The sequence below is a fragment of the Pseudoxanthomonas sp. X-1 genome (genome assembly GCF_020042665.1).
Classification (GTDB): domain Bacteria; phylum Pseudomonadota; class Gammaproteobacteria; order Xanthomonadales; family Xanthomonadaceae; genus Pseudoxanthomonas_A; species Pseudoxanthomonas_A spadix_A.
The window spans coordinates 537,347-563,686 of the sequence record NZ_CP083376.1 but is presented as its reverse complement, the minus strand read 5'-3'; the positions used below and the strand labels follow the sequence as shown (position 1 = coordinate 563,686).

The 26,340-nt window shown below is 65.2% G+C and carries 23 protein-coding genes; 6 read left to right on the top strand and 17 right to left on the bottom strand.

Annotated elements, in window-relative coordinates:
• Positions 1 to 30 precede the first annotated feature (30 nt).
• The 8 genes from LAJ50_RS02470 to LAJ50_RS02435 all read right to left on the bottom strand — a co-directional run bounded on the left by LAJ50_RS02470 (position 31) and on the right by LAJ50_RS02435 (position 6,643).
• Positions 31 to 2,010, bottom strand: a complete 1,980-nt coding sequence (locus LAJ50_RS02470; protein WP_138652092.1) for a relaxase/mobilization nuclease and DUF3363 domain-containing protein — start codon at positions 2,008 to 2,010, stop codon at positions 31 to 33.
• 436 nt (positions 2,011 to 2,446) lie between these two features.
• Positions 2,447 to 2,977, bottom strand: a complete 531-nt coding sequence (locus LAJ50_RS02465) for a S26 family signal peptidase (RefSeq protein WP_138652088.1) — start codon at positions 2,975 to 2,977, stop codon at positions 2,447 to 2,449.
• Entirely contained in the window at positions 2,974 to 3,507 is a 534-nt protein-coding gene (locus LAJ50_RS02460) for a DUF2840 domain-containing protein (protein WP_138652087.1), read from the bottom strand. The genes LAJ50_RS02465 and LAJ50_RS02460 overlap by 4 nt, the downstream gene beginning before the upstream one ends.
• On the bottom strand, positions 3,504 to 3,746 hold the full coding sequence (locus LAJ50_RS02455; protein ID WP_138652085.1) for a chromosome partitioning protein ParB: 243 nt from the start codon (positions 3,744 to 3,746) through the stop codon (positions 3,504 to 3,506). The genes LAJ50_RS02460 and LAJ50_RS02455 overlap by 4 nt, the downstream gene beginning before the upstream one ends.
• The gene (gene parA, locus LAJ50_RS02450) at positions 3,743 to 4,381 is read right to left on the bottom strand and encodes a ParA family partition ATPase (protein WP_138652084.1); all 639 of its coding nucleotides are present in this window, start codon (positions 4,379 to 4,381) and stop codon (positions 3,743 to 3,745) included. Before parA ends, LAJ50_RS02455 begins: the two co-directional genes overlap by 4 nt.
• Positions 4,382 to 4,655: 274 nt before the next feature.
• Positions 4,656 to 5,504, bottom strand: a complete 849-nt coding sequence (locus LAJ50_RS02445; protein WP_224096537.1) for a replication initiator protein A — start codon at positions 5,502 to 5,504, stop codon at positions 4,656 to 4,658.
• Positions 5,501 to 5,782, bottom strand: a complete 282-nt coding sequence (locus LAJ50_RS02440; RefSeq protein ID WP_138652083.1) for a helix-turn-helix domain-containing protein — start codon at positions 5,780 to 5,782, stop codon at positions 5,501 to 5,503. The genes LAJ50_RS02445 and LAJ50_RS02440 overlap by 4 nt, the downstream gene beginning before the upstream one ends.
• Positions 5,783 to 5,899: 117 nt before the next feature.
• Positions 5,900 to 6,643 (bottom strand): DUF2285 domain-containing protein, encoded by a 744-nt coding sequence (locus LAJ50_RS02435; RefSeq protein ID WP_224096442.1) that lies wholly within the window; start codon positions 6,641 to 6,643, stop codon positions 5,900 to 5,902.
• 488 nt (positions 6,644 to 7,131) lie between these two features.
• On the opposite strand from LAJ50_RS02435, the gene LAJ50_RS02430 reads away from it, so the two are divergent.
• Positions 7,132 to 7,551: a hypothetical protein gene (locus LAJ50_RS02430; protein WP_138652080.1), complete on the top strand. Its 420-nt coding sequence runs from the start codon at positions 7,132 to 7,134 to the stop codon at positions 7,549 to 7,551.
• Between the two features lie 65 nt (positions 7,552 to 7,616).
• Here LAJ50_RS02430 and LAJ50_RS02425 read toward each other — a convergent pair whose 3' ends face one another.
• The 7 genes from LAJ50_RS02425 to dndA all read right to left on the bottom strand — a co-directional run bounded on the left by LAJ50_RS02425 (position 7,617) and on the right by dndA (position 15,784).
• The gene (locus LAJ50_RS02425) at positions 7,617 to 7,928 is read right to left on the bottom strand and encodes a DUF736 domain-containing protein (RefSeq protein ID WP_138652078.1); all 312 of its coding nucleotides are present in this window, start codon (positions 7,926 to 7,928) and stop codon (positions 7,617 to 7,619) included.
• Between the two features lie 834 nt (positions 7,929 to 8,762).
• Positions 8,763 to 10,784, bottom strand: coding sequence for a ParB/RepB/Spo0J family partition protein (locus LAJ50_RS02420; protein WP_138652076.1), 2,022 nt, complete (start codon positions 10,782 to 10,784; stop codon positions 8,763 to 8,765).
• 81 nt (positions 10,785 to 10,865) lie between these two features.
• Positions 10,866 to 11,693 carry a DUF932 domain-containing protein gene (locus LAJ50_RS02415; RefSeq protein ID WP_138652074.1) on the bottom strand — a complete coding sequence of 276 codons (828 nt, stop codon included), beginning with the start codon at positions 11,691 to 11,693 and terminating at the stop codon, positions 10,866 to 10,868.
• 447 nt (positions 11,694 to 12,140) lie between these two features.
• On the bottom strand, positions 12,141 to 12,536 hold the full coding sequence (locus LAJ50_RS02410) for an ATPase (RefSeq protein WP_138652072.1): 396 nt from the start codon (positions 12,534 to 12,536) through the stop codon (positions 12,141 to 12,143).
• A gap of 280 nt (positions 12,537 to 12,816) precedes the next feature.
• Positions 12,817 to 13,326, bottom strand: coding sequence for a DNA repair protein RadC (gene radC / locus LAJ50_RS02405; protein ID WP_138652070.1), 510 nt, complete (start codon positions 13,324 to 13,326; stop codon positions 12,817 to 12,819).
• Between the two features lie 276 nt (positions 13,327 to 13,602).
• Entirely contained in the window at positions 13,603 to 13,950 is a 348-nt protein-coding gene (locus tag LAJ50_RS02400; RefSeq protein ID WP_138652068.1) for a DUF2958 domain-containing protein, read from the bottom strand.
• Positions 13,951 to 14,578: 628 nt separating this feature from the next.
• Positions 14,579 to 15,784 carry a cysteine desulfurase DndA gene (dndA, locus tag LAJ50_RS02395; RefSeq protein WP_224096441.1) on the bottom strand — a complete coding sequence of 402 codons (1,206 nt, stop codon included), beginning with the start codon at positions 15,782 to 15,784 and terminating at the stop codon, positions 14,579 to 14,581.
• A 36-nt stretch (positions 15,785 to 15,820) separates the two neighbouring features.
• Here dndA and dndB point away from each other — a divergent pair, with 36 nt between their 5' ends.
• Genes dndB through LAJ50_RS02370 form a run of 5 tightly spaced genes read left to right on the top strand, consistent with a single transcriptional unit; the run spans position 15,821 to position 22,271 of the window.
• Positions 15,821 to 16,900, top strand: coding sequence for a DNA sulfur modification protein DndB (gene dndB, locus LAJ50_RS02390; protein WP_138652066.1), 1,080 nt, complete (start codon positions 15,821 to 15,823; stop codon positions 16,898 to 16,900).
• Positions 16,869 to 18,428 carry a DNA phosphorothioation system sulfurtransferase DndC gene (gene dndC, locus LAJ50_RS02385; RefSeq protein ID WP_138652064.1) on the top strand — a complete coding sequence of 520 codons (1,560 nt, stop codon included), beginning with the start codon at positions 16,869 to 16,871 and terminating at the stop codon, positions 18,426 to 18,428. The genes dndB and dndC overlap by 32 nt, the downstream gene beginning before the upstream one ends.
• Entirely contained in the window at positions 18,428 to 20,422 is a 1,995-nt protein-coding gene (dndD, locus tag LAJ50_RS02380; protein WP_138652062.1) for a DNA sulfur modification protein DndD, read from the top strand. The genes dndC and dndD overlap by 1 nt, the downstream gene beginning before the upstream one ends.
• The gene (gene dndE, locus LAJ50_RS02375) at positions 20,412 to 20,792 is read left to right on the top strand and encodes a DNA sulfur modification protein DndE (protein ID WP_138652060.1); all 381 of its coding nucleotides are present in this window, start codon (positions 20,412 to 20,414) and stop codon (positions 20,790 to 20,792) included. The genes dndD and dndE overlap by 11 nt, the downstream gene beginning before the upstream one ends.
• 9 nt (positions 20,793 to 20,801) lie before the next feature.
• Positions 20,802 to 22,271, top strand: coding sequence for a DNA phosphorothioation-associated putative methyltransferase (locus tag LAJ50_RS02370; protein ID WP_138652058.1), 1,470 nt, complete (start codon positions 20,802 to 20,804; stop codon positions 22,269 to 22,271).
• A 292-nt stretch (positions 22,272 to 22,563) separates the two neighbouring features.
• On the opposite strand, the gene LAJ50_RS02365 is transcribed toward LAJ50_RS02370, so the two are convergent.
• Entirely contained in the window at positions 22,564 to 23,835 is a 1,272-nt protein-coding gene (locus tag LAJ50_RS02365; protein WP_138652056.1) for a hypothetical protein, read from the bottom strand.
• Positions 23,828 to 26,272 (bottom strand): DEAD/DEAH box helicase family protein, encoded by a 2,445-nt coding sequence (locus LAJ50_RS02360; RefSeq protein WP_138652054.1) that lies wholly within the window; start codon positions 26,270 to 26,272, stop codon positions 23,828 to 23,830. The genes LAJ50_RS02365 and LAJ50_RS02360 overlap by 8 nt, the downstream gene beginning before the upstream one ends.
• Positions 26,273 to 26,340 lie beyond the last annotated feature (68 nt).

Here is a 26,340-nt window from a genome sequence, read left to right as displayed (position 1 = left end):
GACAAGCTAGGTTTCCTGAGCGGCCCTCAGTCAACCAACGCTTGCCCCGCGCTGGCGTCCGAACTCCCACGTGGCCCCGCCGCCGCGCATCGTCGCGGCCAGTGTCTGTCCCAGCCGCTGCTCGATAGCCGGCTTCCACGGGACCAACGCGAAGCCCATGCCGTCGTCGAGCATCGCGAACCGTCCGCTCGCCAGCTGCACGCTGCGCCGGTAGATGCCGCTGACGCGCTCGCCGTCGGCCACGGGCCGGTGCACCAGGCCGGTCTCGGCGGCGATCCGCTGCGCCTCGGCGGCCAGTTCGCGGCCGCGCAGCGTCGCCAGCAGGTTGCGCGCCAGGATGACGCGCTGGCCGCGCCGCTGGGCCAGTCCCTGCTCGACCAGAAAATCGGCGCGCTGGGCGAGCGCCTGGTGGACCTCGCCGGCGAATCCGGCATCGCCGAAGCCTTCCGCGCCGCCGATCAATTGCCGGTCCAGCCAGGTCGCGCCAATGACCCGCGTCTGCCGCTCGATCGGCAGGTGCGTTTGCAGCTCGACGGTCACGCCGCCCAGCCGCTGCGCGTCGTAGCGGCGGCCCTGTTCGGGCAAGTCGTCCGGCACCTTCCACAGCCCGTCGGCCACGCGCTCCACGATGCCGGCGCGGCGCAGCGCTTCGAGCCGCCGGACGTGCGCGGCGACCACCTCGTGCGCGTCGCGGCCGGGAGCGGCTTGGCCCTGGGCGATCGCCAGGTGATGATCGGTGCGGTAGAGCCCATCGGCCGCCAGCGCGGCGACGGTGCGGTCGGCGGCCCGCACCTCGGTCGCGCCCCGGACGTCGACGATCGCGCCGGCCGGGTACTGCGCCAGTTCCGACCGGGGTGGCAGCGCGACGTAGTGGGCCTTGCCGTCGAGGCCATCAACGACCAGATAGCCGCTGTCGCGCAGCTCGTCGGCGACGCCTCGGGCAGCCACGCGGCCGATCAGGCCGGGGCCGCCATCGCCCGGCGCGAACACGGCCAGCTCGCGCGGCTGGCCGCGCATCGCCCGCTGCATCGTGCGGATGATGTCGCCACGCTCACCGAGCGCGCGCAGTGTCTTTTCGGCGTCGGCCGACAACCGCCAGACGCCGGGCTGCGGCTGGTCGGCTAGACCGAGCCGCTGCAGCTGCTGCAGGCGCCCCAGCAACGGCTGCCGCTGACGCGCGAGCGCCGGTTCGTTGAGCCGTTCGATCGCGACGTGCCCCTCGATGGCCGCGCGATGCAGCGTGCGATCCAGGCCGGTCCAGCGTTCCTGCTCGACTTCGCGCTGCCAGGTCCGCTGGATTTCCAGCTCGGTACGAGGGCCGAGCCATTCGGTCGCCAGCTCGGCGGCCCGGTGGCGGAAGCCATGGGCGATGTAGTCGCCGGCGATGATGAGGTCCTTGCCGGTGTCGTCGCGGCCGCGCACCACCAGGTGCGTGTGCGGGTTGTCGGTGTTCCAGTGATCGACTGCTACCCAGTCCAGACGCGTGCCCAGGTCCGCCTCCATGCGCGTGACCAAGTGCCGGGTGTAAGTGCGCAGATCCTCGAGCTGTTCCCCGTCCTCGGCCGAGACGATGAAGCGGAAATGGTGCCGGTCCTCCGCGCACCTCGCCTTGAAGGCATCGAGGTCCGCGTCGTCCGTGTGCGGCCCGTAGGCACGGCCCGGCTCGCCGTCGCGGCCGGCGCCGTCGCGCTCGATGTAGCGCAGGTGCTTGGCGAGCGATTGCGGGCTCGCCAGCCGCTGGTTGACCAGCAGCGTCTGGATGACCACGCGGCGGGCGTTAGGCGTCAGCGAGGTGCCGGCGAAGCGGGCGGCGGTATGCCCGCGTCCGAGGCGCGAACCGGGGCGCCGACCGGTACCGGAAGCTCGCCCCTTCCCGAGCGCCGGCGTGCGTACCGCGGTCTTGCCGCCGGCGCGCCCGACCTGCTCGAGTACCCGCGTCACGAACGCCTGGCCGCGGTCCTTCGGCGCGCTCGGGCGCGGCCGGAACTCGTCGTCGCGGCGCCGGCTCACGGCCCGCACCAAGGCGCGCTGCGGCGTGCTCCGGCGTGCAAAGCACGTGATTTGCGCTGTGCGGGCGCGCCCTGCGCGCCGGACGCGGCACGGCGGCGTAGCCGCGACGTGCCGCATCTACCCCACGTGCAGACAGCCTTTGCGGGCGGCGGCGTGCCGCCCCCTTTTGTCTTGCCTTCCGCCGTTGCTCTCGCCTTCGCCCCTGCCCTTCGCTGTCGACCACGGCGGACCGGCGGCGCTGTGCATCGCACTGCCGGACCGCCGGCGAGCGCGGCCGCGGCCATCGGCCGGGCACGTGCGAGGCATGCGGCCTGCACGCGGGACACCAGCCTCGGCGGCAGCGCGCCATGCGCCGCCGCGGCGCCCGAACTGCACGCGCGTCGACACGGCGCTGCACGGTGGCGCGGCACGACGACGCGCAGCGCGTCGGCCGCGCTCATAGCGGCGCGTCCACCCACAACGGCTGCGCACGCCCAAGCACGGCGGACGCATCGATCGGGCCGAAGTAGCGGCTGTCGAATGAAGCCGGATGTGTGCCGAGCAGATACACCTCGCCGTCCTGCAACGCGCGGCACTGACGCCAGGCCGGCAGCGGCCGGCCACGCCGGTCGGAGCGCAGCACCGCGGCAGCCGGCACGCCGTCGATGTTGACACTATCGCCGAGCACACACACGCGCTGCGGCGCGACGGCACCGACGCGCTTGAGCAATGGCACATTCGACGGCAGATAGGCTCGTCGTTCGGCCAGCGCTGCGACGGCAGGCGGCAGCCGTACCAGCACGACGTCGCCGGCGCGCAGTGCCGTGAGGTCGGCGGGCGCGATGCGGTACCAGCCGGTCGCCACGCTCGGCGTCGGGTTGTAGACCAGGTGCGCGACCGGCGGCACGAACGCCGCCCAGGCGAGCGCAGCGAGGCCCGCGGCGGCCAGCAGCGCGACGAGCAGGCGGCCGTGCATGCGGGCGGTCATCGCAGCGCCTTCCCGGCGAGCCAGGCCGCGTGTCGCTCGGTCGTGTAGGCCGGCAGCGGCAAACGCGCGGTGAGGCGGTTGCCGAGCGTGCGCCAGTACATCGGCGCCGCGTCCGCCGGCGCGATGCCGAGTGCCTCGATCGAGTCGATCTGCGCAAGCACGGCGCGCACGGCGGCATCCCCCTCGACATGCAGCAGCAGGCGTGCGCCTGGCACCACGCCGGCGATGCGCTGCGCAATCTCGTCCGGCCTACAGGTGTGCAACACCATCAGCTGCCAGCGCACGGTGCCGTACGCGTTGGCCTGCCAGCGCACGCGCGCGAGCACCGCGCGCGGCGCGAACACGGCGACGCGGCGCCAGCGGTCGATCCTGGTGATGTGCAGCGGCTCGCCGAAACGCAGATAGACCTTGAGCCGCTGGTCGTAATAGGCCAGCGAGACGCGCGTCAGCGGCGTCTCGCCGCCCTGGCCGGCGAGCGCGGCAAGCGCCGGCATCGGTGCGTCGGTCATCGTGACTGCGGAAGCGATCATGGCCTGTCCTCCGGGAACGCACGCTCGAGCAGCCCGCGCAGAAGTTCGGCGACGGTTACGCCCTGCGTGAACGCCGAGACCTTGATGCGCGCGCGCAGCGCCGGCGTGATGTCGAGCGTCAGCCGCGCCGTGTAGACGTCGGCCTTCTGCAATGCGGCGCCATCGCCCTCCCGAATCCACGCCTCGGCGTGCGGATTCGTCGGCGGGCGCGCGCCGATGCCGATGCGCTTGCCGCTCATGACGGCCACCGCAGCAGCTCGTCGACCAGCGCTGTGATCTCGCGCGCGGCGGCGCTGTCGGGCGCGCTCTCCCGCACGAGACGGCCCGCGGCCACGCTGTCGGCGAAGACGATGCGCTGACGCACCTCGGCGCGCAGCGCGGGCAGCGGCTGATCGGCGAGCGCGCCGCGTGCCTCGCGCCCGATGACCGTGCGCACGACGCGTCGATTCACCACGAAGGCCGCACGCAGTGTGGGTCGGAACACCTGCGCCTCGCGGACCAGCGCGACCATCTCCGCGGACGCCCATACGTCGTAGGGACTGGGCTGCACCGGTATCAGCACGCGCTCGGCCGCGAGGAGCGCCGAGCGTGCCAATGCGGCGATGCGCGGCGGGCCGTCGATCACGACGTGATCGGCGCGGCGGGCCAGCTCCGGCGCCTCCTGGTGCACGGTCTCGCGGGCGAGGCCGACGGCGCCGAACAGCCGCGGCAAGCCCTGCTGGGCGCGACGCTGTGTCCAATCGAGCGCCGAGCCTTGCGGGTCGGCGTCGAGCAAAATGACCTGCTGGCCGCGCAGCGCCAGCTCACCGGCGATATGGGTGGCCAGTGTGGTCTTGCCGACGCCACCCTTCTGGTTCAGAACGGCGACGATCACGGCGCACCTCGCGCAGGCTCGCGCCTGGCGCAACGGCGTGTCATCCGCTGTCGCTGTTGCCGTTGCGGGCGCCGTCCGGCAGTTGTCCACCGGCCCGGCGCGGCTCCACCAAAAGTTAGAGCTTTTGAGTTAGATACGTTAGAGGGCTCGCAAACCCGCGCCGCTACTTGCTTTACGGGGCATCGGCACGCCTGATAGCACGAGTCGGACACGCCTGATAGCACGAGCCTTCGCACGCCTGATAGCACGATGCCGTCCACAGCCTGTCCCCCGGTTATCCCCGTGCCGTCGGCGGCACGGGCCGGAACGTCAGCAACTCGGCGCCACTGCCCGGCATCCGCTCGATGCCGAGGACGTAGCCCGGCAGCGACTGCCGCGCGACCAGCGCGCGCAGATCGCACGCAAAGTCGTGGGGCTTGGCCGTGCTGCCGGACTTGCGATGCAGATGAGCGAACTCGAACTGCCAGCCGTGCGCCTGGCGCCCGCCGTGCTTGCGCACCAAGCGATACAGCCAGCGCTCGATGCCGCCCGTCAATCTGAAGTACGCAGGATCGATCGTCAGCACGAGGGCGGCGTCGAGCACGCCGGCGTAGAACCAGTCCGGCACGATCAGCTCGATGCCGAGCGGCATGCCGCGCGCATCGGCGCGCTCGCGCCACTCGTTGATCCACGAGAACCGATGCAGGCGCCGCCCGGTGGTCTCGCGGATCGAGGTCGCGACCGTCGTCGACTGCAACCGGTCGAGCGCGGCCTTCAGGCGCTGATAGTCGCGCACCGACACCCCGCGCCCTATGAAGCGCAGGATCTCGTGCGGCGTCGCGCGCATCAGCCGCGACGTCGGAATGCCTGCATCGCGCGCTTCGACGATCTGCGATGCTGCCCAGATCAGCACGTCGGCGTCCCAAATCGATGCGATGCCGTGCTCCGCGGTACCCTCCACGCGCACCGTCACGCCGCCGCTGCGGAAGTCGATCGGCGCCGTGCGCCGCGACTTGGCCAGCGAGAAAAAGGGATACGCCATGAGGTCCTGGCTGTCGCGCGGCGCCATGTCGCCGGGCAGCGCTTGGAACAGGTCCAGTTGTTCGCGGCGTCCCAAGACCGGCTCCGGCCCCGCGCCGGTCAGCGCGCACGGCCGTCGGCAGAGTGATGCTCTGCATATTCGGGATCGGACGTGGCCTCGAAACTGCGCGAATCAGCCCAGGCGTCGAGGTCGATGACGGCGTACATGACGCGGCGGCCGAACTTGCGAAAGCGCGGGCCGCCTCCAATCACGCGCTGCTTCTCGAGCGTTCGCGGCGACAGCCGCAGATACGCGGCTGCTTCGTCGTTGTTGAGGTAGCGCGGGGGTTGCGCGGGCGCAGCCGCGGCGGCGGCAGCAGGCCGCAAGGGAGCCGGTCTCATGAGAGGGAGCCTCCATCGGTCGGGAGCCCCGGCCGCAGCAGTGCAGCCGAGTGGAGGCAATGTCAGAAATGCAGCGCGGCCTGCGCAGGGTCGTTTCGCGCACCCGGCAAAACGGCCCTAGCGAAGCTGGGCGAGGCGGCGGTAGCCGCCGCGCATCAGCGCACAGCCACGCCGTATCAGGCGGCGCACGCGCGAGCGCAGCCCGCCATCGGCGTGCCAGCCCTCGGCCACGGCCTCGGCGCCGAACAGGCCTTCGGCGACCTCGCGCGAGGACGCCCCCGCCAGGGTGGCGTCGAGCGCCTGTAGCGTGTGCAATTCCAGCAGCGCGGCGGCGGTCGGCCGTGGCCGGGAGATGGCCGCCGACACACCTTCGGTGCCAGCGGCGAGCTTGGCGAGTTCGCCAGCGAGCGTGCGCGCGCGTTCGCCACTATCGGCCGAACTGCGGAGCGCGTAGACGTAGGCCATGCCGTCGTCCAGCCCCGGTGCGACGACCAGGCGCACCTGGCCGCCAGGCCAGCGCGTAGTCAGCAGCAAGCGGCAGCCGTCGTGGAGCAGTTGCTTGCTGCCGGGGAGCTGCCAAAGTCCAAAAGCGGTCGCGTCGGCCGGCGGATCGGCGTCGGCCTGCAGCAGCACCGAGGCGGGATCTGAGCACCAGGCCGGATGCGCTTCGCGTGCGTCCAGATCAGGGTCCTCGAGCAGACGCAGGCCCCAGCGGCACGCGGCTTCCACGCGTCGGCGGCGGCGCTGCCAGTCACGGCGGTAGTCCGGATGCCGACGCAGGTACTCCCACGCCAGCCCTGGCCCGTCCAGGTGTAGCGCGTACAGATATGCAGCGATGGGAATGCAGAACGCGATGCTCACACCCACGACGCAACCTCCTGTCATCAGCAGCAGGACACGTCACAGCGGGCGTTGAGGGCTACAGCTTCATGGCGGATCGTTCGGGGGGACTGGATGAAAGCGCAGGATCAAGACCGATTGGCTCCGAAGCGTTGCAGGATTCGTCCGAATGCGACGGCCGCGCTTCCGCATGCGCTGCACGGCAGAGTCAGCTTGCAACAAAACGCACGTCCGTTCATGGATCGATTTTGCAGTTTTCATGGCGCTGCAACATTTCGGAAACCTGATTAAGACGCACGCGGTCTTGAGTAAGACCCAGCCGGTCTCAATGCGCCTGATCGCGCTTGGCCGAGATCGAGTACGAGGCGATCTTTGCCGTCGATTCGCCGATGCACGCAGCTGGCGATCCGCATTCGCGCATGCATGTGCAATCGTAAAACCGCAATCGACGGAATCCGCAAAGACACGTATCCGCAATGCCGGCCTTACGCGATGCAGGAAAGGCACGAATGCGGATCGCCGGCTTTACGCCGATCCGCAAAAGCGGATCAACGGCAAAAGCTCGTGCGTGGGTTGCCGGCAAGGAGCCCCGTCGATGGCGGCTCGGCGGCCGAAACGGGCAGCGCTACAGTCGAGGCGATCAGCTGCGTATAGTCGCGTCGCCGCGGCGCTCGGCCGCGGCCTCACGTCATGACAAAGGTACTGCTGCGATGCTGCCATCCACCGTGATCGAGCGATTCGAGAAAATTGACGTCAACGCATCGCGCGCACGCGCGCTCGTGGGCCTGCTGGCCCTCCACTACACCACCGCCGATCGCGCCAGTGAGCTGAGTGATGAGCAGGTGGTCGATCTCCTTGAGCTGGTCGAAGAACAGCTCGATCAGGTGTGCGCGCAAGCGCGTGCACCGCAGATGGCGGCAGCGGCGTAGCTGCCGCGTTCGATACGCCCAACAGCGAAGCGCCCCGCCGCCGTGGGCGGGGCGCGTGAGGCGGGTCAGCCCGCCGACTTGCTGCGCGACCAGATCAGGGTGTACTTGCCCTCATCGTCCTCGAACAGGCCGGCGTAGATCGTCGTCGGCAGCGAGGGATCGTCGAGCGTCACCGACAGGTAATCGCGGCCGGCTTCGCTGGTCTTCTTCCACGCCGCGCCGAGGTCGTATCCGCCCGCGGTCTGGATGCGAAAGTCCGGGGCGTTCTCGCTGGTCTTGTCGTTGACGATGAGCTTGACCTTGGCGTTGAGGCTCAGGGTGCGGACGGTGCCGGCGAAGCCGTTGCCGCTCTTGGTGAAGGTGCCGATGTTGGCCATGACGTTTCTCCTTTCGGGTTGAACAAGGCCGCGACATTGCGTCCTTGTTGTGATCCGGCAGGCAGGGGTCGGGCCGGCTGCATCGCGTAGCGACCGCAACGCAGTGGAGGACCTGGAGACGCAAAGAATGTGTTGGCGATGAGGCGCGCAGCGCCGAGGACATTGTTTGCGGCGCAGGGTTGCGGCCATGAGGACCGAAGCGCAGCGATCCGCTGCCAGGATGCACAACGCTGAAAGGACGCATGGGTGCGACGCCTTCCTTCCCGGAAGGACCGGTGGCGAACTAGGCATCACCGCGCATCGGCTTGGCCGGCTCGCTCCCTGACGCGGTCAAGGGCCGTGCCCCAACGACAAGGGCAGCGAGGACGCCCATGCCGCAGTCCACGGCATCCGGTACCAGGCGCGGCGTGGAAGTTCCATAACTAGCAGTGCGGCCCTACCTGTCGGTGGCGTGGCCTTCGCGATCGACGGCCACGCCCACCAGCGTCGAGGGCAGTGAAGGCGCGCACAACCTGTCACAGCGCAGCGGGGCGTAGACCGCACCACGCGCCCCGCCCACGGCGGCGGTGCGCGTCGAGATCCTGCCCGCGTTGGCGGGCACCGATCGCCCTACCGCGCGCAAGGCACTTGCGCGGACGCCACGTCGCCGCCCGATCACGGGCGGCGACGTGGCGGATTTTTCTTTGCGCATTCAAGCCGGGCGCGGTGACTCGGCGCTCCGCCCGGCGTCCGGCCACGCCCCCGGCGCCTCGCGCAGGGACCGACCGCGGCGCGCCGCCGCCCTACAACGAAAACGCCCCGGCATCGCTGCCGGGGCGCTTATTGCTGCGGGACTCACGCGGCCAGCGCGTGCGGCGTATCCGGGGCGGCCTCGACCTCCGGTCTCTCGTCGCCATCGCCTTCTGCTGGCGGCGGATCGATCCACGCGGACTGCCGCGCGAACATCGGCGGCAGCCAGCCCGTGCCAGCCGCCAACCGCTCGGCGGTGGCCGCCAACTCGCCCTTCCTGAGCACCGACAGTCGCGCCCCGTAGTTCGGGGCGAACTGCGGTGCCGCCGTCACGATGGCCGCCTTCGGAATGTGTTTGAAGTAGCCCTCGGCCGTGGCAGTCCACCATGCGCGCATGTCCAGCGCGACCGCGCGGGCCAGCACGTCGGCGTTGTCGCTGTGCTCGTTCGGCGTGACCACGTTGACCGTGGCCGCCACGCACAACGCCAGCAGCTCGACCAGCTGCTCGGCCGACATCGCCAGCAGCACGTCGAACAGACCGTCGCCGTCCTCCGGCAGACGCTGCCGCCAGCGCTCGCGCAAGGCGTCGAATGTGCGCAGCGCGTCGGACTGCGCAAGATCGTCGGCGACCCGCGTAAGCGCGGCCGGCTCGCTGGCCCGCACGCCGATGGGCAGGCCGGTGCCTTCGCCGTCCAGCAGCAGGCTTCCTGCCAGCTCGGACACCAGCGCGGCCAGCGCGACTTGCGGCCTGCGTGCCAACTCGACCTGCAACGCCGCCGTGCGGTGCGCGCTGAGACGGCGCGCCAGCGCCTCCGACATGCCGCCCTTGGCCGGAGCGGCGGCGCTCGCTGCATGCGCAGCGTCGGCCACGTCCTCGGGCGAAGCGCCATCGCGTTCGAGCGTGCGCAGCACCTTAGCAACATCCTCCTGCAGTAGCCCGCGATGCACGACGACATCGCCCTGCGTATCGACGGAGACGACGGCACCGGCGAACGCGCGCACTTTCGCGCTGTAGGTCTGCAAGGAGTCGGCGATGGCGGCGAGCGCAGCGCTGATGCGGTCGTGCTCGTCGTACAGTGCCTGCGCAGCCACCTCGTCCATGTCCTCCTCGGCATCCAGCTGCGTCTCGATAACCTGCGCCCGCGCTTCCAGCTTGGCAATGCGCTTGGCCTCGGCCGGCTTCGGCTCGCGCTGCTCGCGCGTGGCGCGACGGAACGCCTGCAAGTCGGCATGCGTGACGCGCGGCGCGACATCGACCCATGCCCACCCCTCTGCGCGGACTTTCTCGGCCACATCGGTGAGCCGGTCACGCGCAAGCGATTCCAGCAGGGCGGCATCGGCGAGGTAGACGTCCTCGCGGAACAGGTCGCGTCGCACGATGCCGCCACCCTGCTCGTACGCATCGACGCCGACGAAGCGCGCCAGCGGGTCGCGCGCGGCGTTGATTTCGCCGCCGGTCAGACGCTCCCGCAGCGCGGTCGCATCGCGCTGCCATGTCGGCGCATCGTAGTAGGCGGCATCCTGGGCGGCATGGTCGTCAGTCACGGCCAGCGCCATCAGCTGTTCCAGCGTCACGTCACCTGCGCGGTAGTCGGTCAGCAGGCGCGGAGAGACATTGGCGAGCTTCAAGCGCCGCTGCACCACCAGCGGCGTCACGCCGAAATCGGCCGCGATGTCCTCGACGGGCCGACCTTCCTTGACCAGTGCGGCGAACGCCTCGAACTGGTCAGCCGGATGCATCTGCTCGCGCAGCAGGTTTTCAGCGAGACTGATGGTGCGGGCGCTACCGTCCGCGACCAGCAGGCACGGCACCTCATGGTCGGTGCCGATACGCTTCTTCTTTGCCAGCAGCTTCAATGCGGTCAGGCGGCGGTCTCCGGCCACGACCTCATAGTGTTCGCCATCTGCGGCGAGGATGACGATGAGGTTCTGGAGTAAGCCAATGCGGGCGATGCTGGCAGCCAGTTCCGGGATCGACACGCGCGCGGTCTTGCGCGCGTTGCGCGCGGACCGGCGCGGCAGCAATTGCGAGAGCGGAACGAGGATCAGGTTACGGGTCGGGTCGGCGACTTCCAGCGGAGCGGCCGTTTCGATGGCACGGGCTTCGGTTTGGGTGATGGCGTTCATGGATGGCTCCTTTCGGTTCAGGGGATGCAGCCATGGGAAGAGCGGCAAGGGCGGCTGCTGGCCCCTGCCGCATGGGGTTTTTCAGGCTTTCAGCTGGCGCAAGCCGTCGGCGAGCAGCCACAGCGCGCGGTTCAACCGCACGTTCTGATCGATGCCCTGCACCGGCCGGGTCGTCTGGCGGCGGCCATTGGCGCTGCGGCCGGACAGGCCGCCCTTGGTCAGGTGTTCCTGCACGCGGTTGAACACGCTCCACAGGTCACGGCGGTCGTCCTCGTGGCGGCGTGGCGTCAGGACTTGGCGCTCGGTGATGGGTGGCCGTGCGTCTGCGTCGTACTTGAGTGCCAGCGCGGCGCGCGCGAACACGTCGGACTCGCCGGCATCGAGGGTGATGGCCCGCATCGCATCGCGCGAGGTCTCGGCGCGCTCGAAGCCGTGCAGGACTTGGTAAGCGCCTTCGATGACCTGCCCGGCCACGTCGCCCTTGTGCGGCACACGCACGTCGGCCACGGTGTTGCCGCAGACCAGACCGTTCTGGCAGACGAACCGGTACATCCCGGCGAGCATCTGGTAGCTGCTCGTGCCGTCATGGGAGTTCAGCAGGATGATTTCGCTGGCTTCGCCGCTGGCGGCGATCTGGCTGGCATGGCGCAGCCGGATCAGGTGCTTGGTGTAGTCGCGCCGGTCATGGCTGCGCACGCGGGTCTGGCAGACCATGAAGGGCTGAAAGCCTTCGCCGCGCAGCTTGGCGAGAACGGCGGCCGTGGGGATGTAGCGGTAGCGGTGCGAGCGGCTTTCGTGCGGTGCCTCGGCGAAGATCGAAGGCACCACGGCACGGATTTGGTCATCGGACAGCGGATCGTCCGAGCGCAGCGCGGGAGAGTGGGAAGCGAAGCGGGATGCCAGTTGCATGAAGGTTCTCCTGACGTGGTTGGCTGTCGAAACACCGCCACCGGATTCCTAGATTCGGAGCCCGCTTTTCGCGGTTGTCCGGTGGGGTCGGCGCGGAGACCCGGGCTCGGCCTCGTTGCCCCGTCTTTCCTGAGTTCATCGCCCGCGACGGCCAGGAGCGCGCGGCCGCGCGCCGTCAAGGCGGAAAGCGACGGGGTGGTGCGGCCCGCAGGCGCAGCCGAGGACACGGCCCCGGCGCGGGCCTTGATGGCGCGTGGCCGCGCGCTACAGTCGCGACAAGGTGATGGAGTCAGGAAAGACGGCGCGGTCGGCAACGGCTGCACATGGCGCCGTCCCCCGCAAGCGAAGCGCGCAGCGCCGAAGGCGCGGAGGCCCCGCCCAAGGACGCAGCAGAAAGAAGAAGGTGCGCCGCCCGCAAGGGCGACGCACCGCAGGCACGGAACGCAGTCAGTTCGGCGTCAGCGCCACCAGCGACTGCAATCGCTCGATCACTCGCGCGTCGACGAACACGCACGGTTGGTCCGGCGCGAGCGGCCTCGCGAACACCCTGGCGAACACCTCGCGCTTGAGATGGGCCACGCGCCCGGTCCGATACGCGTCACCGGGCATGACCCGATCCTCACTCGTCGACAATCCACTGCGCTCCGGATCGCACTCGACCAACGCGACGTAGCCCTCATCGGCCAGCCGCTGGTGCTCGATGCACATCCCCCAGCCGGTCGTCGTGCGATGCTCCAAACGCGCGCGCACCCGCAGGTCCAACAACACACTCCCGGTGTCGAATGAGACCCCGCAGACAAGGCAGACGCGCTGCTCGAGCGAGACGTGCGATTTGTCGTTCATGACGTTCTCCAGTTGCTCGGGCGGAATTGCCCGGCACCGGCGCCAGCACGGCGCAGCGCAAGCCGTCATAGGGTCGAAGACGGCCGGAGGCCGCCAGCGTGCGAGACGCGCGGCCCTTGACGGCGAGAACGACGTGATACGGTAAAGGAACCAGCAAGATCGCCCCATGCCGCTCACGATCCGCACCGTTGGCACGCACGTAGCGTGTGTCGGCTCCCAAGGCGAATCGCCCGTCCGCAAAGGGCGAAGCAAAAAAAAAGGGGGCCGGAGCCCCCTCTGGTCAGGTCAGGCCACGCTGGGCCATGGACACCGAAGACCGACCGCCGACGATGATGTGATCGAGCAGCCGCACGTCCACGAGTTCTAGCGCGTCCTTGAGGCGGCAGGTGACTGATTGGTCCGCGCCACTCGGGCTCGGGTCACCGCTCGGATGGTTGTGACTGACGATCACCGCCGCCGCGTTGAGCCGCAACGCCATCTTGACGACTTCGCGCGGGTGCACGACCGCCTCATGTATCGTGCCGCGGAACATCTCGACGTACTCGATCAGTCGATGCTTCTGATCGAGGAACAACACCGCGAACACTTCGTGCTCCAAGCTGGCCAGCTTGGTCCGCAAATACGCCTGGACGTCCGCCGGCGACTTGAACGCAAGGCCGCGCTGCATCTTGCGGTCGACCACCTGGCGCGCCGCTTCGAGGATCTGCTCATCGGTCGCCGGACGATAGCGACGGCCTCGTGCGTCCCGCACCATCAGCAAGGCAGTCAGCGAAATGGATTCGTGCGACATCTTCGTGCTCCGGTTGCTCGGGCGGAATTGCCCGGCACCGGGCCAGAACGGCGCAGCGCAAGCGGTCAGGGGTCGAAGACGGCCGCAGGCCGCCAGCGTGGGAGCACGCGCAGCCCTTGACGGCGAGAACGCCGTGGTAGGCTGCAACAACCAGCAAGACCGCCATCGTTCACTCACACAATCTCGATGTCACCTGCTTAGAAGTAGGGCTAATTCGCAGTCTGGCCAGACAGCAGAGGCAAGCGCGCCGCCCAAGGACGACGCGCTCGCGAGTTTTCACACGACGATTCGTCCTAGTGTTTGCGCATCACGCGCGTAGATGCTCAACGGCTTATTCGGACGGAAGTACACGTCCACTTCGATCGGCAGGCGAAGCCGTCCGTGGACCGCCGCCAGCTCCTGCAAGCTGACCCAGCCGAGTTCGGGCCTGCCCAGACCGAGGTCGCACAGGCCAAATGCGCGATCATCATCGTCCGGATCGATCTCGGACAGCAGCCATGTCGCGCTGGCATCCGGCGTGAAAAGCTTGACCACGGGTTTCGGGTCAAAGCTCGGGTTTTGAAGGGATTCGCGGCCATTGGCCAACAGCAGGCAGCGCTGCTCGTCGGTAATGAATGCGCTCATGAGGGTCTCCGGTTGCTCGGGCGGAATTGCCCGGCGTCGGTCCAGCACGGCGCAGCGCAAGCCGTCAGGGGTCGAAGACGGCCGCAGGCCGCCAGCGTGCGAGCACGCGTAGCCCTTGACGGCGAGCACGCCGTGGTACGGTGCAGGGACCAGCAAGACCGCCCCATACCCCACTGCGGCAAGGGGAGCGCGCAGGCCCACTAGGGCCGAAGGCGTCAGGGATCAAAGCCGTATGGCCGCGACTCGGCACGAGGCGTGGGGCGCAGCCCGCGAGCCCGACGGCGGCACGCCGGGACGCTATTGCAGACGTTGCGCATTTTTGACCCGCGTGCTTGGCGACGAGAGCGGCAGCGTCCGTGTGCGCATTCGGCAAGACCTTGCCAGCGTCAGCGCGCGAATCGCTCAGTTCGCACCTAGCTCGTACTCGGCGCCGCGAGGAACGATCGGCGCCACGATGACGGCGCTCAACCGGTCGGAAGGTGTGTGCTCAGTACTAAAGTTTCCGCATCACCGCCGGATCTAAAGGATGACCCAGTCAGCGAACGGGGGGCGGATCTCGCTCTTCATGGGAGGTCACACGCGCAACGCCGATCGTCCTACCACCGATACCGCGTTGGCCATCCGGCACTCAAAGACGCAAGTCAGCGAGGATTGAAACAATCGTGTTCCATGGCACCTCACCGGTGAGGTGACTCCAGGAAAGCCGAACAGTGCCGGCGACCTCATCCTCCGAAAGCTCCATCGCCTCAAGAACATGGCTCGGCTGATAGCTTGCCGATGTGCAAGCAGATCCATTCGAGACCGCCACCACGTGCTTGAGCGCGACCATGATCGCCTCAGAATCGATGCCGGGCAGCGCGATGCTCAGAATGTGGGGGAGGACACCGCGCTGGGGATCGCCATGGATGGTAGGAGCCAGCGGCGATAGCTCGGCGATGGCCTGCTTGCGCATGCGCTGGCAGATCTCCATCCGACGGGTTCTTTCTTTCTCCGCCAGTTCCGCAGCCAGGCCTAGACCGGCGATCAATGCCACCGGCTGGGTGCCGGGGCGAAGACCCCGTTCCTGCCCCCCACCCCACATCAAGGGCTGTATGGGAATTCGATTCCCGCGACGGCGCCGCACCAGCAGCGCGCCTACTCCCTTGGGTCCGAACACCTTGTGGCCACTCACACTGATCAGCTCGATCCGCTTATGGCGCAGCGCAGGCGTTTCCTTCCCATAGGTCTGCGCAGCATCGACATGGAAATAAGGACCGTCCTCAGGCAGACCGTCGGCTATCGCCGTGATGGGCTGCAGCGCGCCTGTCTCATTGTTGCCGTGCATCACCGATATCAGCAGCGTGTCCGGACGGATGGCGGCCAACAATGCATCGGCGTCGACGTGTCCCGCCCGGTCGGGCTTCACGAGCGTGACATCGAACCCGTTTTCAGCAAGATGCGCCAGCGGCTCCAGTACGGCCTTGTGCTCGATGGCAGTACTGACGATGTGGCGCTTGCTGCGGGCAACACCGGGTGCGGCTAGACCCAGAATGGCGATGTTGTTGCTTTCCGTTGCACCGCTGGTGAAGATCACCTCGTCCGGGGCGGCATCCAATGTCCCGGCGACCCGATCTCGCGCCCGTCCCACTTCGCGATGGGCCATCAGCCCGTACTCGTGCGTGCGGCTGCCCGCATTGCCGAATTCCTCGACCAGCAGGCGTGCGACGACCTCCGCAACGCGCGGGTCGGCCGGCGTCGTTGCCGCGCAGTCCAGGTACAGGGGCCTCTCCATCATTGTGTCGCCTCTTGGTAACAAACTACGTTTCTTTCCTTGACGTAGTTTGGCACCGATCATACAGTATTGGGCGCCCCTAGCCACAAAGTCTATCCCATGGACCGCGCCTTCGAGTACGTCTTTCCTGCGATCCGCGGCATCCAGGCCGGGCGCGAGTTCTACGTCTCGATGTGCCCCCTCAGGCTTCTGCCCAAGCTGTTCCTGTTCAATGAAGCCGAGCTCGTCCCTGAGCTTCGTGCCCAGAGGCAGTTGAATCGCGCACGTCTTCCAGAGATCGCCAAGTACATCTCCGGCAACCGCGACAGTTACGTGTTCTCTGCCATCACCGCTTCGCTCGATGGCGATGTCCGCTTCGACGCCGCTCCCAATGGCGATGACCTCGGCGTGCTGCACGTCCCCATGAAGGCCCGATTCATCATCAACGACGGACAGCACCGCCGCGCTGCCATCGAGATGGCCCTCCAGGAAAGCCCGGAATTGGCGGACGAGAGCATCGCCGTCGTCTTCTTTATGGATCGTGGGCTAGCACGGTGCCAACAAATGTTCGCAGATCTCAATCGTTATGCGATCCGGCCATCACGTTCCCTCAATGTCCTCTACGACCACCGCGACGAGAAAGCGCTGTTGGCCAAGCTTGTGGTCGAGCGGCTGCCCGAACTGAAACCTCTGATCGAGTTGGAACGCTCCAGCCTGTCCCCTGGGTCCAAGGCATTGTTCACGCTGAGCGCGCTCTCCACCGCGACTGGAGCGATGCTGGCCAATCACGACCTGGACACCCAGGAGCGCGAGGAGCTCGTCGTCTCGTTCTGGCAAGAAATCTACGCGCAGTTCCCGGAATGGCAGGCCGTCCAGCAAGGCAGCATGACGTCCGGTGCCTTTCGAAACCAGTACCTGCATGCGCACGGCGTCGTGCTGCATGCGCTCGGCCGTGTCGCAGGCCACATGCTGCCCCAGCGCGGCTCATGGAAAACGAAGCTGAAGGGCTTACGGCAGATTGACTGGCAGCGGACCAGCTCTGAATGGGAAGGCCGCGCCACGATCGGCGGCAATGTGTCGAAGTCGTTCCAGAACGTGGTCCTCACCACCAACCTCATAAAAACCAAAATGGGTATGAAACTCACACCAGAAGAGCAGCGGCACGAGGATGCGCACGCAAGGGGACACCGTGCAGCCTAAGGCCAAGACAGCGAAGGTAGCGAGTGCGTTTGCGGAGCTAGGCTTCAAGCAAACCATTTCTTTGCTGCTAGAAGAGATCACCGCGCTCTATCGGGCCGACTCCATTCCCTGGGTCGTCGGCTACAGTGGGGGCAAGGACTCCACTGCCACCTTGCAGTTGGTTTGGTTGGCGTTGTCCAAGCTGCCGGCAGAAGAGCGCACGAAGCCCGTGTATGTGATCAGCACCGATACGCTGGTCGAGAATCCCATCGTCGCCGCTTGGGTGGCGCGATCCCTCGATCACATGGCCGACCGCGCCGCAGCCGAAGGGCTGCCATTCACCACGCATCGCCTGACCCCGGACCCGACGAACACGTTCTGGGTGAACTTGATCGGCCGTGGCTATCCCGCGCCCCGCCCGAAGTTCCGATGGTGCACGGAGCGGCTCAAGATCCATCCTTCGAACCGATTCATTTCCGACGTCGTGAAGAGAAGCGGCGAGGCGATTCTCGTCTTGGGCATGCGCAAGGCCGAGAGCCATGCGCGCGCGCGCGTGATGGACCGCCTGGAGGGTCAGCGCATCCGCGAGCGCCTGTCGCCGAACGCGAACCTGCAGAACTCCTACGTCTACACGCCCGTGGAAACCTGGACCAACGATGACGTCTGGACGTTCCTCATGCAGGTCAAGAACCCCTGGGGGTTTCCGAACAAGGACCTACTCACCATGTACCAAGGCGCCTCAGCCGATGGCGAGTGCCCCTTGGTGATCGATTCGTCGACGCCCAGCTGCGGAGACAGTCGTTTCGGATGCTGGGTTTGCACGCTTGTGGAGAAAGACAAGTCGATGCACGCCATGATCCAGAACGATCAGGAGAAGGAGTGGATGCTCCCCTTGCTGGAACTGCGCAACGAGCTCGATGCAGACGATCGCAAGCTGCGTGATTTCAGGCGAATGAATGGCGCAGTGCAGCTCTTCAAGGACCGGGTAATCCCAGGGCCGTACACGCAGCAGGCGCGGGAACATTGGCTGCGCAAGGTCCTGCAGGCGCAAAAGCATATCCGCGAACACGGCCCCGACATCGTTCGTTCGATCGAGCTCATCACATTGCCAGAACTGGCGGAGATCCGGCGCCTGTGGGTTCTCGAGAAGCACGAGCTCGAGGACAACCTGCCTGCCATCTACGAGCAGGCCGTGGGCGCCCCCTACCCCGGCCCGCGCCTCGATGACAATCTGGTGCTTGGGGCGGACGAGATGCGTGTTCTGAAGGAGATCTGTGGCGACGACCAGATCCATTTCGAGCTGACGCGGGAGCTGTTGGATATCGAGCGGCAAAGTCGAACGATGGCTCGCCGCGCAGGGCTATTTAAGTCACTGGAGAAGGCATTCCGCAGGGGATTCTACGACAGCGCCGAGGATGCGGAACAACGCGCCTTGAGGCGACAGGAAATTCTCAAGAGCGCCCGCAGCAACGACGAGGAACACGATTTGTTGAACCTGAAGCTTATCGACGAGCGCGAGGACGAATCCGTTCCCGGAGCGATTAGCTAATGGTGCTCGATGAACTCGTACTTCACAATTTTGGCGTTTATGGAGGGCGACAGTCCGTCACACTCACGCCGACCCATCCCAATCGGCCCATCATCCTGTTCGGCGGACTCAACGGTGGGGGCAAGACCACCTTACTCGATGCACTGCAGCTCTGCCTGTTCGGCAACGCCGCACGTTGCTCGAATCGAAACGGGCTTGCCTACAACGACTATCTGACGAAATGCATTCATCGGGACGCCGACTCTCGAGAAGCGGCTATTGAACTCGTATTTCGGCACACCGTCGATGGGGAAGAGCAGCAATACCGCATCCACCGCTCCTGGAAGGTAACGGATTCGGGTTGCCGCGAACGATTCCACGTTCTGCGCGACGGCCAGATGGACAAGCTTGCCACGGAGCATTGGGCGGAGCACGTCGAGGAGTTCATTCCGGCGCGTATCGCGCATCTGTTTCTGTTTGATGGCGAGAAGATCGAGGGCTACGCGGAGCTGGATAGCGCGCCTGCTCTGATCGCCACAGCAGTTCAGAACCTGCTCGGGCTCGACATCGTCGAACGTCTGGCTACGGATCTTTCAGTACTCGAACGCAGGAAGCGTTCGGAATCGAGCACTCCTGCCCAGAGCAAGGAGGACGATGAGCTACGGGACAGAATCGAATCGCTGAGCCGCTCGCGCCAGCAGCTGCTGCGGGATAAGTCCAGCGCAACCAACGTACTTGATCGCCGAGAGCGGGAGCTTGCTGCCATCGAAGAGAGATTCCGCCGTGAAGGTGGAAGCATCTTCGAGCAGAGAACAGACCTGGAACGCAGTGCTGCCGCCCACGAACAGCAGCTCGCCGCAGCGCAGCGGGAACTACGTGAGCTTGCCGCCGATAGTGCTCCGCTCCTGCTCGTGCCCGACCTCGTCAGTTCGATCGTCGTGCGCGATCGAGACGAGGAGGCCGCACGCCGGAACCGGGATACGTCGGCTGCCATCGCCGAAGAATACGAGGCCATCCTGGCGCTGCCCGCCCTGGGTGAAGTCCCGCAACCGCTGCGCCGGAAGATCCAATCCACGCTGAGGAATCGGCTGGAGCAGCGAGCCTCGCAGGCAGCGCGGCCTATATGCCTTGACCTGCATCCGGAGGCCAGATCTCTTCTCGCCAGTCTGATCTCCTCGGAACTCGACCTTACAAATGAGCAGCTGAAGTCAGCGGTAGAGCGCGAGCAGCATGCCTCCGCATCCCTGGCGCATGTTCAGAGTCTGCTGGCTTCTTCTCCCACCTACGACGTCATCGCCGATGTGTCTGCCGCGCGCGACGTAGCCCACGCAGAGATCGCCCGCCTTCGCCATGAGCAGGATGCGCGAGAGCAGGAACTCGTTCGATGTGATCGCGAGCTCGCTCAACTGAGGGAACGTGAGGCCCGGATGGCCGAAGCGCGGGCGCGCGAAGAGTTTGCCAGCGACGATACCCGGAGAATCTTGGCTCACTCGGCGAAGGTCCGGGACACGCTGACCAAGTTTCGGGAAGCGGTCGTGGAACGCCACGTCGCACGGATCGAGAAGTTGGTACTCGAGAGCTTCCACCAGCTCATACGCAAGCGAGACCTGATCGGAGGGATTCGGATTGATCCCAAGACATTCGCGTTGGACATCCGCGACGGCAACGATAATCCGACCACGCCGGATCGGCTGTCCGCCGGTGAGCGCCAGCTGCTGGCCATCGCCATCCTGTGGGGCTTGGGCAAAGCATCCGGGCGTCCGCTGCCCACGGTGATCGATACACCGCTGGGACGACTGGATTCGGTGCATCGTGGCCATCTGGTCAAGCGCTACTTCCCTCAGGCCAGCCACCAGGTTCTCCTGCTGTCCACGGATGAGGAGATTACGGGGCCCTATTACGATGCCCTAAGTCAATCGGTCGGCAGAACCTACCACCTCCGATTCGACGAACAGCAGAACCGCACCGTGATCGAACCTGGCTATCTGGGCAAGGAACAAGACAATGTTCATTGAGCACATTCGTCTCTCCAAGCAGGCCAGGGAACAGCTCATCCGGCTGAAACGTTACACCGGAATCGAGCACTGGAACGTGTTGTGTCGCTGGGCCTTTTGCCGGTCGCTTGCCGAACCCACCATGCCGCCTCCGACCAAGATCCCTGCGGACAGCAATGTCGAACTGACTTGGCGCGTGTTCGGCGGCCGATACCAGGAAATCTATCTAGCGCTACTGAAGGAACGATGCCTGAAGGATGGACTCGGGATCGAGGACGATGTTCTGGCCACCCAGTTCCGTCTCCATTTGCACCGCGGCATTGCGTATCTGGCAAACGACCGAAAGCAACGTGATGGCATCGGGGCGTTTGTCTCCCAAGCCATCCGGTAAGCGCGACACGTGGCTGCCGAGATCCCCCGCCACAAGACGGCCATCAGCCGAAGTGGACTGTCCCGTCCCCTGCAGCGAACGATGGCTGACGGCCTTCTCAATGCCGACCGGACGCTTTTGGACTATGGCTGCGGGCGCGGCAAGGATGTCCGCCTGCTGTCCGATGCCGGCATCTCCTGCTCGGGGTGGGATCCTGTCCACGCCCCCAAAGGCGAACTGCAGGATGCAGATGTCGTCAATCTCGGCTACGTCGTCAATGTCATCGAGAACCCAAGAGAAAGGCGCGACACCCTGACCAGGGCTTGGGCTCTCACCAGGCGAACGCTGGTGGTATCGGCCAGGCTGACGGACGAAGCGCCGGATGCTGCCTCCAGTCGGAGGTACGGTGACGGCATCGTGACGCGACTCGGTACGTTCCAGAAGTTTTTCGAACAGCAGGAGCTTCGTACCTGGATAGAGCAGGTGCTGGAAACGCCCTGCATTGCCGCTGCCCCCGGCATCTTCTATGTCTTTCGCGATGCCGCGGAGCGCGCGGAGTTCCTGGCATCGCGCTTTCGGCGCAGCACCGCACCTCCCCGCTTGCGCGCCGGCGAGCGCCTGCTCACTGAGCACCGGGAGCTCTTTGAGCAGTTGGCCAATTTCATTTGCCAGCGCGGGCGCCTGCCGGCCTTCGAGGAGCTGCCCGCCGCACGTGCGCTCAAGGACGCCCTAGGCAGCCTGAAGAAGGCATTCCGGTTACTTCGTCAGTCCAGCGACCCCATGGTCTGGGAGCAGGCGCAGGTGTCCCGCACTGAGGATCTGCTGGTCTTCGTGGCCCTCTCCCGATTCGACGGACGACCAAAGTTCGCCGAACTGCCCTTGGACATGCAACTCGATGTCAAAGCCTTCTTCGGCACCTACACCGAAGCATGCCGCAGAGCGGACGACCTGCTGTTCTCCCTCGGGCATCCTGACCGCGTCAACGAGGCATGCGCCGCTTCGCCCTTGGGAAAGATCCTGCCGACGGCGCTGTACGCCCATGTGTCGGCCGTACCAAAATTGCCGTTGCTGTTACGACTCTACGAGGGCTGTGCACGCGGATATCTCGGTGAGGTCCCCGGCGCAACACTGGTCAAGCTCGTACGAAACGAACCAAGGATCACCTATCTGAGTTATCCGACGTTCGACAAGGATCCGCACCCAGCCCTTGCGGCTGCTTACGGCGTCCACCTTCAGACGTTTCGAAGCAAGCTCAGAACCTACACCGGCTTTCGGAATCCACCTGTTCTCCATCGCAAGGAGACCTTTCTCGCAACCGACCACCCCCACTGGCAGAAGTACGCCAAGCTCACCAAAGCCGAAGAGGCCAAGGGGCTCCTTGAAGACACCGCGAGAATCGGCACGCGCGACGGCTGGCTGTTGACCCTACGGGAACACGGGCTGGCATTGCGCGGGCACAGACTGATCAAGCGAAGAGCTATTCCGACTTCGGGGAGCTGATCCTTACCGGCGCATCGAGCGGGCTGAACTTATTCTGTCCTTGTGCTCGGAAGTGCTTCACCAATGATGCAGCGGGCAAATCAATTCCCATGCAGTGCCGACGGATTTGCGTCGTCACGACGTGCTACGGATTCTCGGCTCGAAAGGCGTACAGCGACTTGGCCACGATCCTTGCGTACGCCTCTTTGGCGGTCAGTGGGTCTCCTGCCTCTCTCATTACGGTTTTGATGGCTTCCACTAAAGTCATCTCATTCCCCATTGACGTAGTTGAACCGCGTATCGGAACGTATCGCTATTGTTTGACCGCATCCATCATCTTTTGATAGCTGGAAATATGCTGCCCGATCTTCGCAAGAATAGGTACCAGGTGCTCCTGCTGAGACACCAGCGTATCCACCTTGAGATCCTGCAGCGCCTTCAGCAAGGCAGTTAGTGCATCAATCGGCGTCCTCTGCGTCTTGTGCTGCAGGAATTCGGCCTCGATCACTCGAATCGGGCGCGCCTCGTCCGGTGCATTGACGTCCAGTTGCTTGGCAAAGTTGGTACCGGACTTCCCGTCATAGGTCGCCATCTGATTCCACAGCCGGATGCTCTCCGCCTTGTAGAAGACATTCTCATTGTCCTCTTCCTTGCCCGACCTTGGCTGCGAGAAAGCCCACTGAAACAGTACTTCTTCCGACTCCTTTGGGAGACGCAGGCTATCCTTGCTTACGCCCAACTGCTCCTTCGGATACGCGTTCTGGAGAATCAATTCGAAGAAGTAGTGGTCCTCATCGGAGAAGCTCTCGCCTTCAGGCAACCGGTCCTCGAAGTCGCGCTTGAAATGCGTGAATGCAGATGCCGCCTGGATGTTTCTCCGCGTCTTCGTCGCGCCCAAGGACACCATCGCCGAAACCTCGTTAACCAAATCGTCCTCCAAGCGAAGCGCACCTTCGTCGCCGTGTCGCTTGCGGAACAGCCGCTCATACAGCGAAAGAATATAGAGGTTGGTGGCGTACGGATTCCAGTTCTGCGCATGCGTGATGTGACGCACACCCAGCAGTCGCGGCAGAATCGCCTGCAGATCGTCAGGCGCTTTCGCCGCAACAGGGAAGACGCGCAGCTGGGTTGTCTGCTCTAGGATGGATTCAAGGCGATCCACGGTCTCCTGCTGTACACGCATTTCCTCCTGGAATCGACTCGGGTTCTTTTTCAGCCGATCCAGCTTCTTCCGCTCGCGCTCCAGTCGATCAGTGCGCAGGGTACGCAGCGCCACGGTTCGCGTGTTCCCCTCGACAACCACGTAGCTTCCCGGTCGCTTCGGGTGCTCCCAAACGATGATCGAGTCGATCGGCACCCATCCATGCGTCAGGATTGACTCCTCGAGATTCGCAACGTCGTACACCTGCCTGACTCGCTCCTCCAGAGCACGCTGCATATCCGGGTCGAACAATGCAGCGGCGTCCTCGTAGCCAGGGGGCGTTTCCGGCGCAATCCGCGGGTTGTTTGGGTCGATGAAGATAGAGTCGAAAGGCACGAGCCGCGCATCTTGCAGTTCACTGATGGACGTTGACGGGCTAGACATTGGGAAGCTCCTGAGGAGGATCTGAGACGCTTTTGCTGTTCAAGACGAGGATTCGTGATGCACGGGCAGATGGGTCGAGTAGGAACTCGATTCGATGGTGAAGCCGGATGGGGAAGCACTGGCGACTTTCGCTCGCCAAGGCCGACGCCAGGACCCCGAACTGTTCCCTAGGCGACGCCTGTGCGAGGCGCTGTCGCAGGTCCTCAAGCAGTTCCCACAGCTCTCTGCTCGAATCGGAGTCCAAGAGGAACGCTTCCGAGCCGGAGAGAGGCAGGGGAACCTTGACAATGGAATGGAACGCAGATGGCGACTGCAGGTACTGCGCTTCGATCTCTACCGCGTTGTGACAATCCCGAAGGAAATCGGCCAGAACTGCCGGCACCGCAGGGCGATAGGTCAACGATACGTACTTGAGCCAGGTTGTCGCGCCGTGCTGCTTGTACGGCCGATGCCCAGCGGCATCGATCGCTGATGGACCATGCACTTCGCGCTTGGCGAAGTACGCGGCCGTCAGCAAGCCGGTCATCTCCATCCATCGGCTCCCCGGGGTCAGGTCCTTGCCCAAGCCGTGCGGAGTGCCATGCTTGTGCAGGAAATCCGATGGATCGGAAAGATCCGCTCCCAGTTCGCAGAACTCGTTGAAGATGCTCCGGATCTGGTGCGAGTTTTCGCTCGTTTCGAGAATGCTTCCCCACCGCGCCTCGTCATGGAAGCGATCGAGCGCCTCGTAGTAGGGCAATCCATACAGAAACAGACGGCACGTTTCCCCCGGCAGCAATGACTCGAGTCGAGCCAGCACACGATTGGCCTGCCGTGCGTCCACACGGTGAGACGCAAGAATTGCGCGGACCTTGGCGAGCATGTCCTCTTTGCTCTCGTAATCAAGATCTCGCAGTTCCGGACGCAGGAAATCATCGATTTCCTGATACAACCATCGTTGATCGAAGTGATACGCCAAGGATTCGTTCTTGGCTTGCACTACGTAGGCCGCGCGCTTGTCCGGCGCGAAGCGAACGCACCTCCCTGCCGCCTGCATCAGGCGTATCACGCTCGTGGACGGGTATGTCAGGACGACGGCATTGATTCCCGGATCGTCGAACCCCTCCAGGAGCAGCTGTGCCGACACCAGGACGGCTCGCGGCTTGTTGGCGAAGCGAGCCAGAAAATCCTCGTTGTCGATATCGAGAGAATTGCCTTCGCCGTGGACGAACCCGATATCATCTGCATCCAGCGGGTGATTGCCTGGAAGCTTGTCCATCAGCGCGTCGTAAAATTCCTTGACCCGGTCAATGCGCGGTGCCAGCACAAGTACCTTGGTAAATTCCGCGGCAGTTCGATCGACCACGAAGTCCGCCAAGTCGGCGAGTGCGTCCGCGGACCAGTCGAAGTCTTCCACTGGGAAATCGACGAACGTCGGTGTCAGGACCGCACGGCGTTCCGCAAGTTCGCGATAAGTGATCGTAAAGGCGATTTCATCGATGCCGATCGGAAGGCGATCCCCGCGGTTGGGCGTCGCCGTCAGGAGCAGGACCGGTGCGCCCCACTGGTTGTCGAAAATCGGCTGGTACGAGGGTGCTGCCGCATGATGCGCCTCGTCCACTACGACGAGAACCGGACGCGTCGCGGTATCGGCCAGTACGGAGCCGAGGTCACCCACCATCACGAATTTGATCCGATTGGCGAGTTCCGTCAGGTCGATTCCCGCTTCGGCGTTGTCCTGCGCAGCAATCAGTTTCTGTAGCTCCCGGTACGCCTGCTCGCGCAGGTTGCGACGATGCGTGACCCAGTATGCTGGCGCCTTGACGTTAGCGCTTGCTGCCAGCATCCGCAAAACGATCCGCAGCGCGGTGCGAGTCTTTCCGGCCCCCGTTGGCAGGATCAAGCCGATCCGCCCGTTGGGCCGGCGATTGAAAGCATCCAGAGATCGCGCAACGGCAACGTCCTGATATGCCCAATCAGGCGGTTCCGCAGCGAACCCAGCAGTGGGTACACCCTGCGACGCCAAGTTCCGGGTCGGCGCCGCGGGCGCCTGATGAGACTCCAGCAGCTTTGCCGCAAGGGCGGGCGGAATCGACATCCGGTCCGCGATTTCCTCGACTGACAACGTCGAGAAGGTGTGCAGAGCCTTTGCTTCCTCCACCAACGATTTCAGCGCCTCTGCTGCTCGCCCCGAGATAGATTGGTCAGTCGCAAGAACCACATCGGCAGCCAGCTCGATCAGCGCCACGGACGCTTCATTGAGCGAACGCCCTGGATCGTCCGAAAGGAGCGCGTGGAGGCGATTGGCGTGGATTCGCCCAGCCTGACCAGACGTCTGAAGCGCATCATTGAGCTGCTTCGCCAACGCAGCGACATTGCCGGAGGCCAGCAGCAAAGGCAGCACCTTCGCGCCAATCAACTTCCGAACCTGTTCGCTGCTGATACTGAGCCTGGCCATTCATCACCTCTGAGTGAATCCTGTAATAACGGAATCAAATTGTCAACTTCCGTTTTTTCGGAATCGGT

Excerpts from the sequence above, each read along its gene's own strand:
- LAJ50_RS02360 (WP_138652054.1), bottom strand. The coding sequence starts at position 26,272 with ATGGCCAGGCTCAGTATCAGCAGCGAACAGGTTCGGAAGTTGATTGGC.
- LAJ50_RS02430 (WP_138652080.1), top strand. The coding sequence starts at position 7,132 with ATGCGGATCGCCGGCTTTACGCCGATCCGCAAAAGCGGATCAACGGCA.
- LAJ50_RS02410 (WP_138652072.1), bottom strand. The coding sequence starts at position 12,536 with ATGAACGACAAATCGCACGTCTCGCTCGAGCAGCGCGTCTGCCTTGTC.
- LAJ50_RS02365 (WP_138652056.1), bottom strand. The coding sequence starts at position 23,835 with ATGTCTAGCCCGTCAACGTCCATCAGTGAACTGCAAGATGCGCGGCTC.
- LAJ50_RS02465 (WP_138652088.1), bottom strand. The coding sequence starts at position 2,977 with ATGACCGCCCGCATGCACGGCCGCCTGCTCGTCGCGCTGCTGGCCGCC.
- dndE (WP_138652060.1), top strand. The coding sequence starts at position 20,412 with ATGTTCATTGAGCACATTCGTCTCTCCAAGCAGGCCAGGGAACAGCTC.
- radC (WP_138652070.1), bottom strand. The coding sequence starts at position 13,326 with ATGTCGCACGAATCCATTTCGCTGACTGCCTTGCTGATGGTGCGGGAC.
- LAJ50_RS02455 (WP_138652085.1), bottom strand. The coding sequence starts at position 3,746 with ATGAGCGGCAAGCGCATCGGCATCGGCGCGCGCCCGCCGACGAATCCG.
- LAJ50_RS02420 (WP_138652076.1), bottom strand. The coding sequence starts at position 10,784 with ATGAACGCCATCACCCAAACCGAAGCCCGTGCCATCGAAACGGCCGCT.
- dndD (WP_138652062.1), top strand. The coding sequence starts at position 18,428 with ATGGTGCTCGATGAACTCGTACTTCACAATTTTGGCGTTTATGGAGGG.
- LAJ50_RS02400 (WP_138652068.1), bottom strand. The coding sequence starts at position 13,950 with ATGAGCGCATTCATTACCGACGAGCAGCGCTGCCTGCTGTTGGCCAAT.
- LAJ50_RS02415 (WP_138652074.1), bottom strand. The coding sequence starts at position 11,693 with ATGCAACTGGCATCCCGCTTCGCTTCCCACTCTCCCGCGCTGCGCTCG.
- LAJ50_RS02425 (WP_138652078.1), bottom strand. The coding sequence starts at position 7,928 with ATGGCCAACATCGGCACCTTCACCAAGAGCGGCAACGGCTTCGCCGGC.
- dndA (WP_224096441.1), bottom strand. The coding sequence starts at position 15,784 with ATGATCGGTGCCAAACTACGTCAAGGAAAGAAACGTAGTTTGTTACCA.
- LAJ50_RS02440 (WP_138652083.1), bottom strand. The coding sequence starts at position 5,782 with ATGAGACCGGCTCCCTTGCGGCCTGCTGCCGCCGCCGCGGCTGCGCCC.
- dndB (WP_138652066.1), top strand. The coding sequence starts at position 15,821 with ATGGACCGCGCCTTCGAGTACGTCTTTCCTGCGATCCGCGGCATCCAG.
- LAJ50_RS02460 (WP_138652087.1), bottom strand. The coding sequence starts at position 3,507 with ATGATCGCTTCCGCAGTCACGATGACCGACGCACCGATGCCGGCGCTT.
- dndC (WP_138652064.1), top strand. The coding sequence starts at position 16,869 with ATGCGCACGCAAGGGGACACCGTGCAGCCTAAGGCCAAGACAGCGAAG.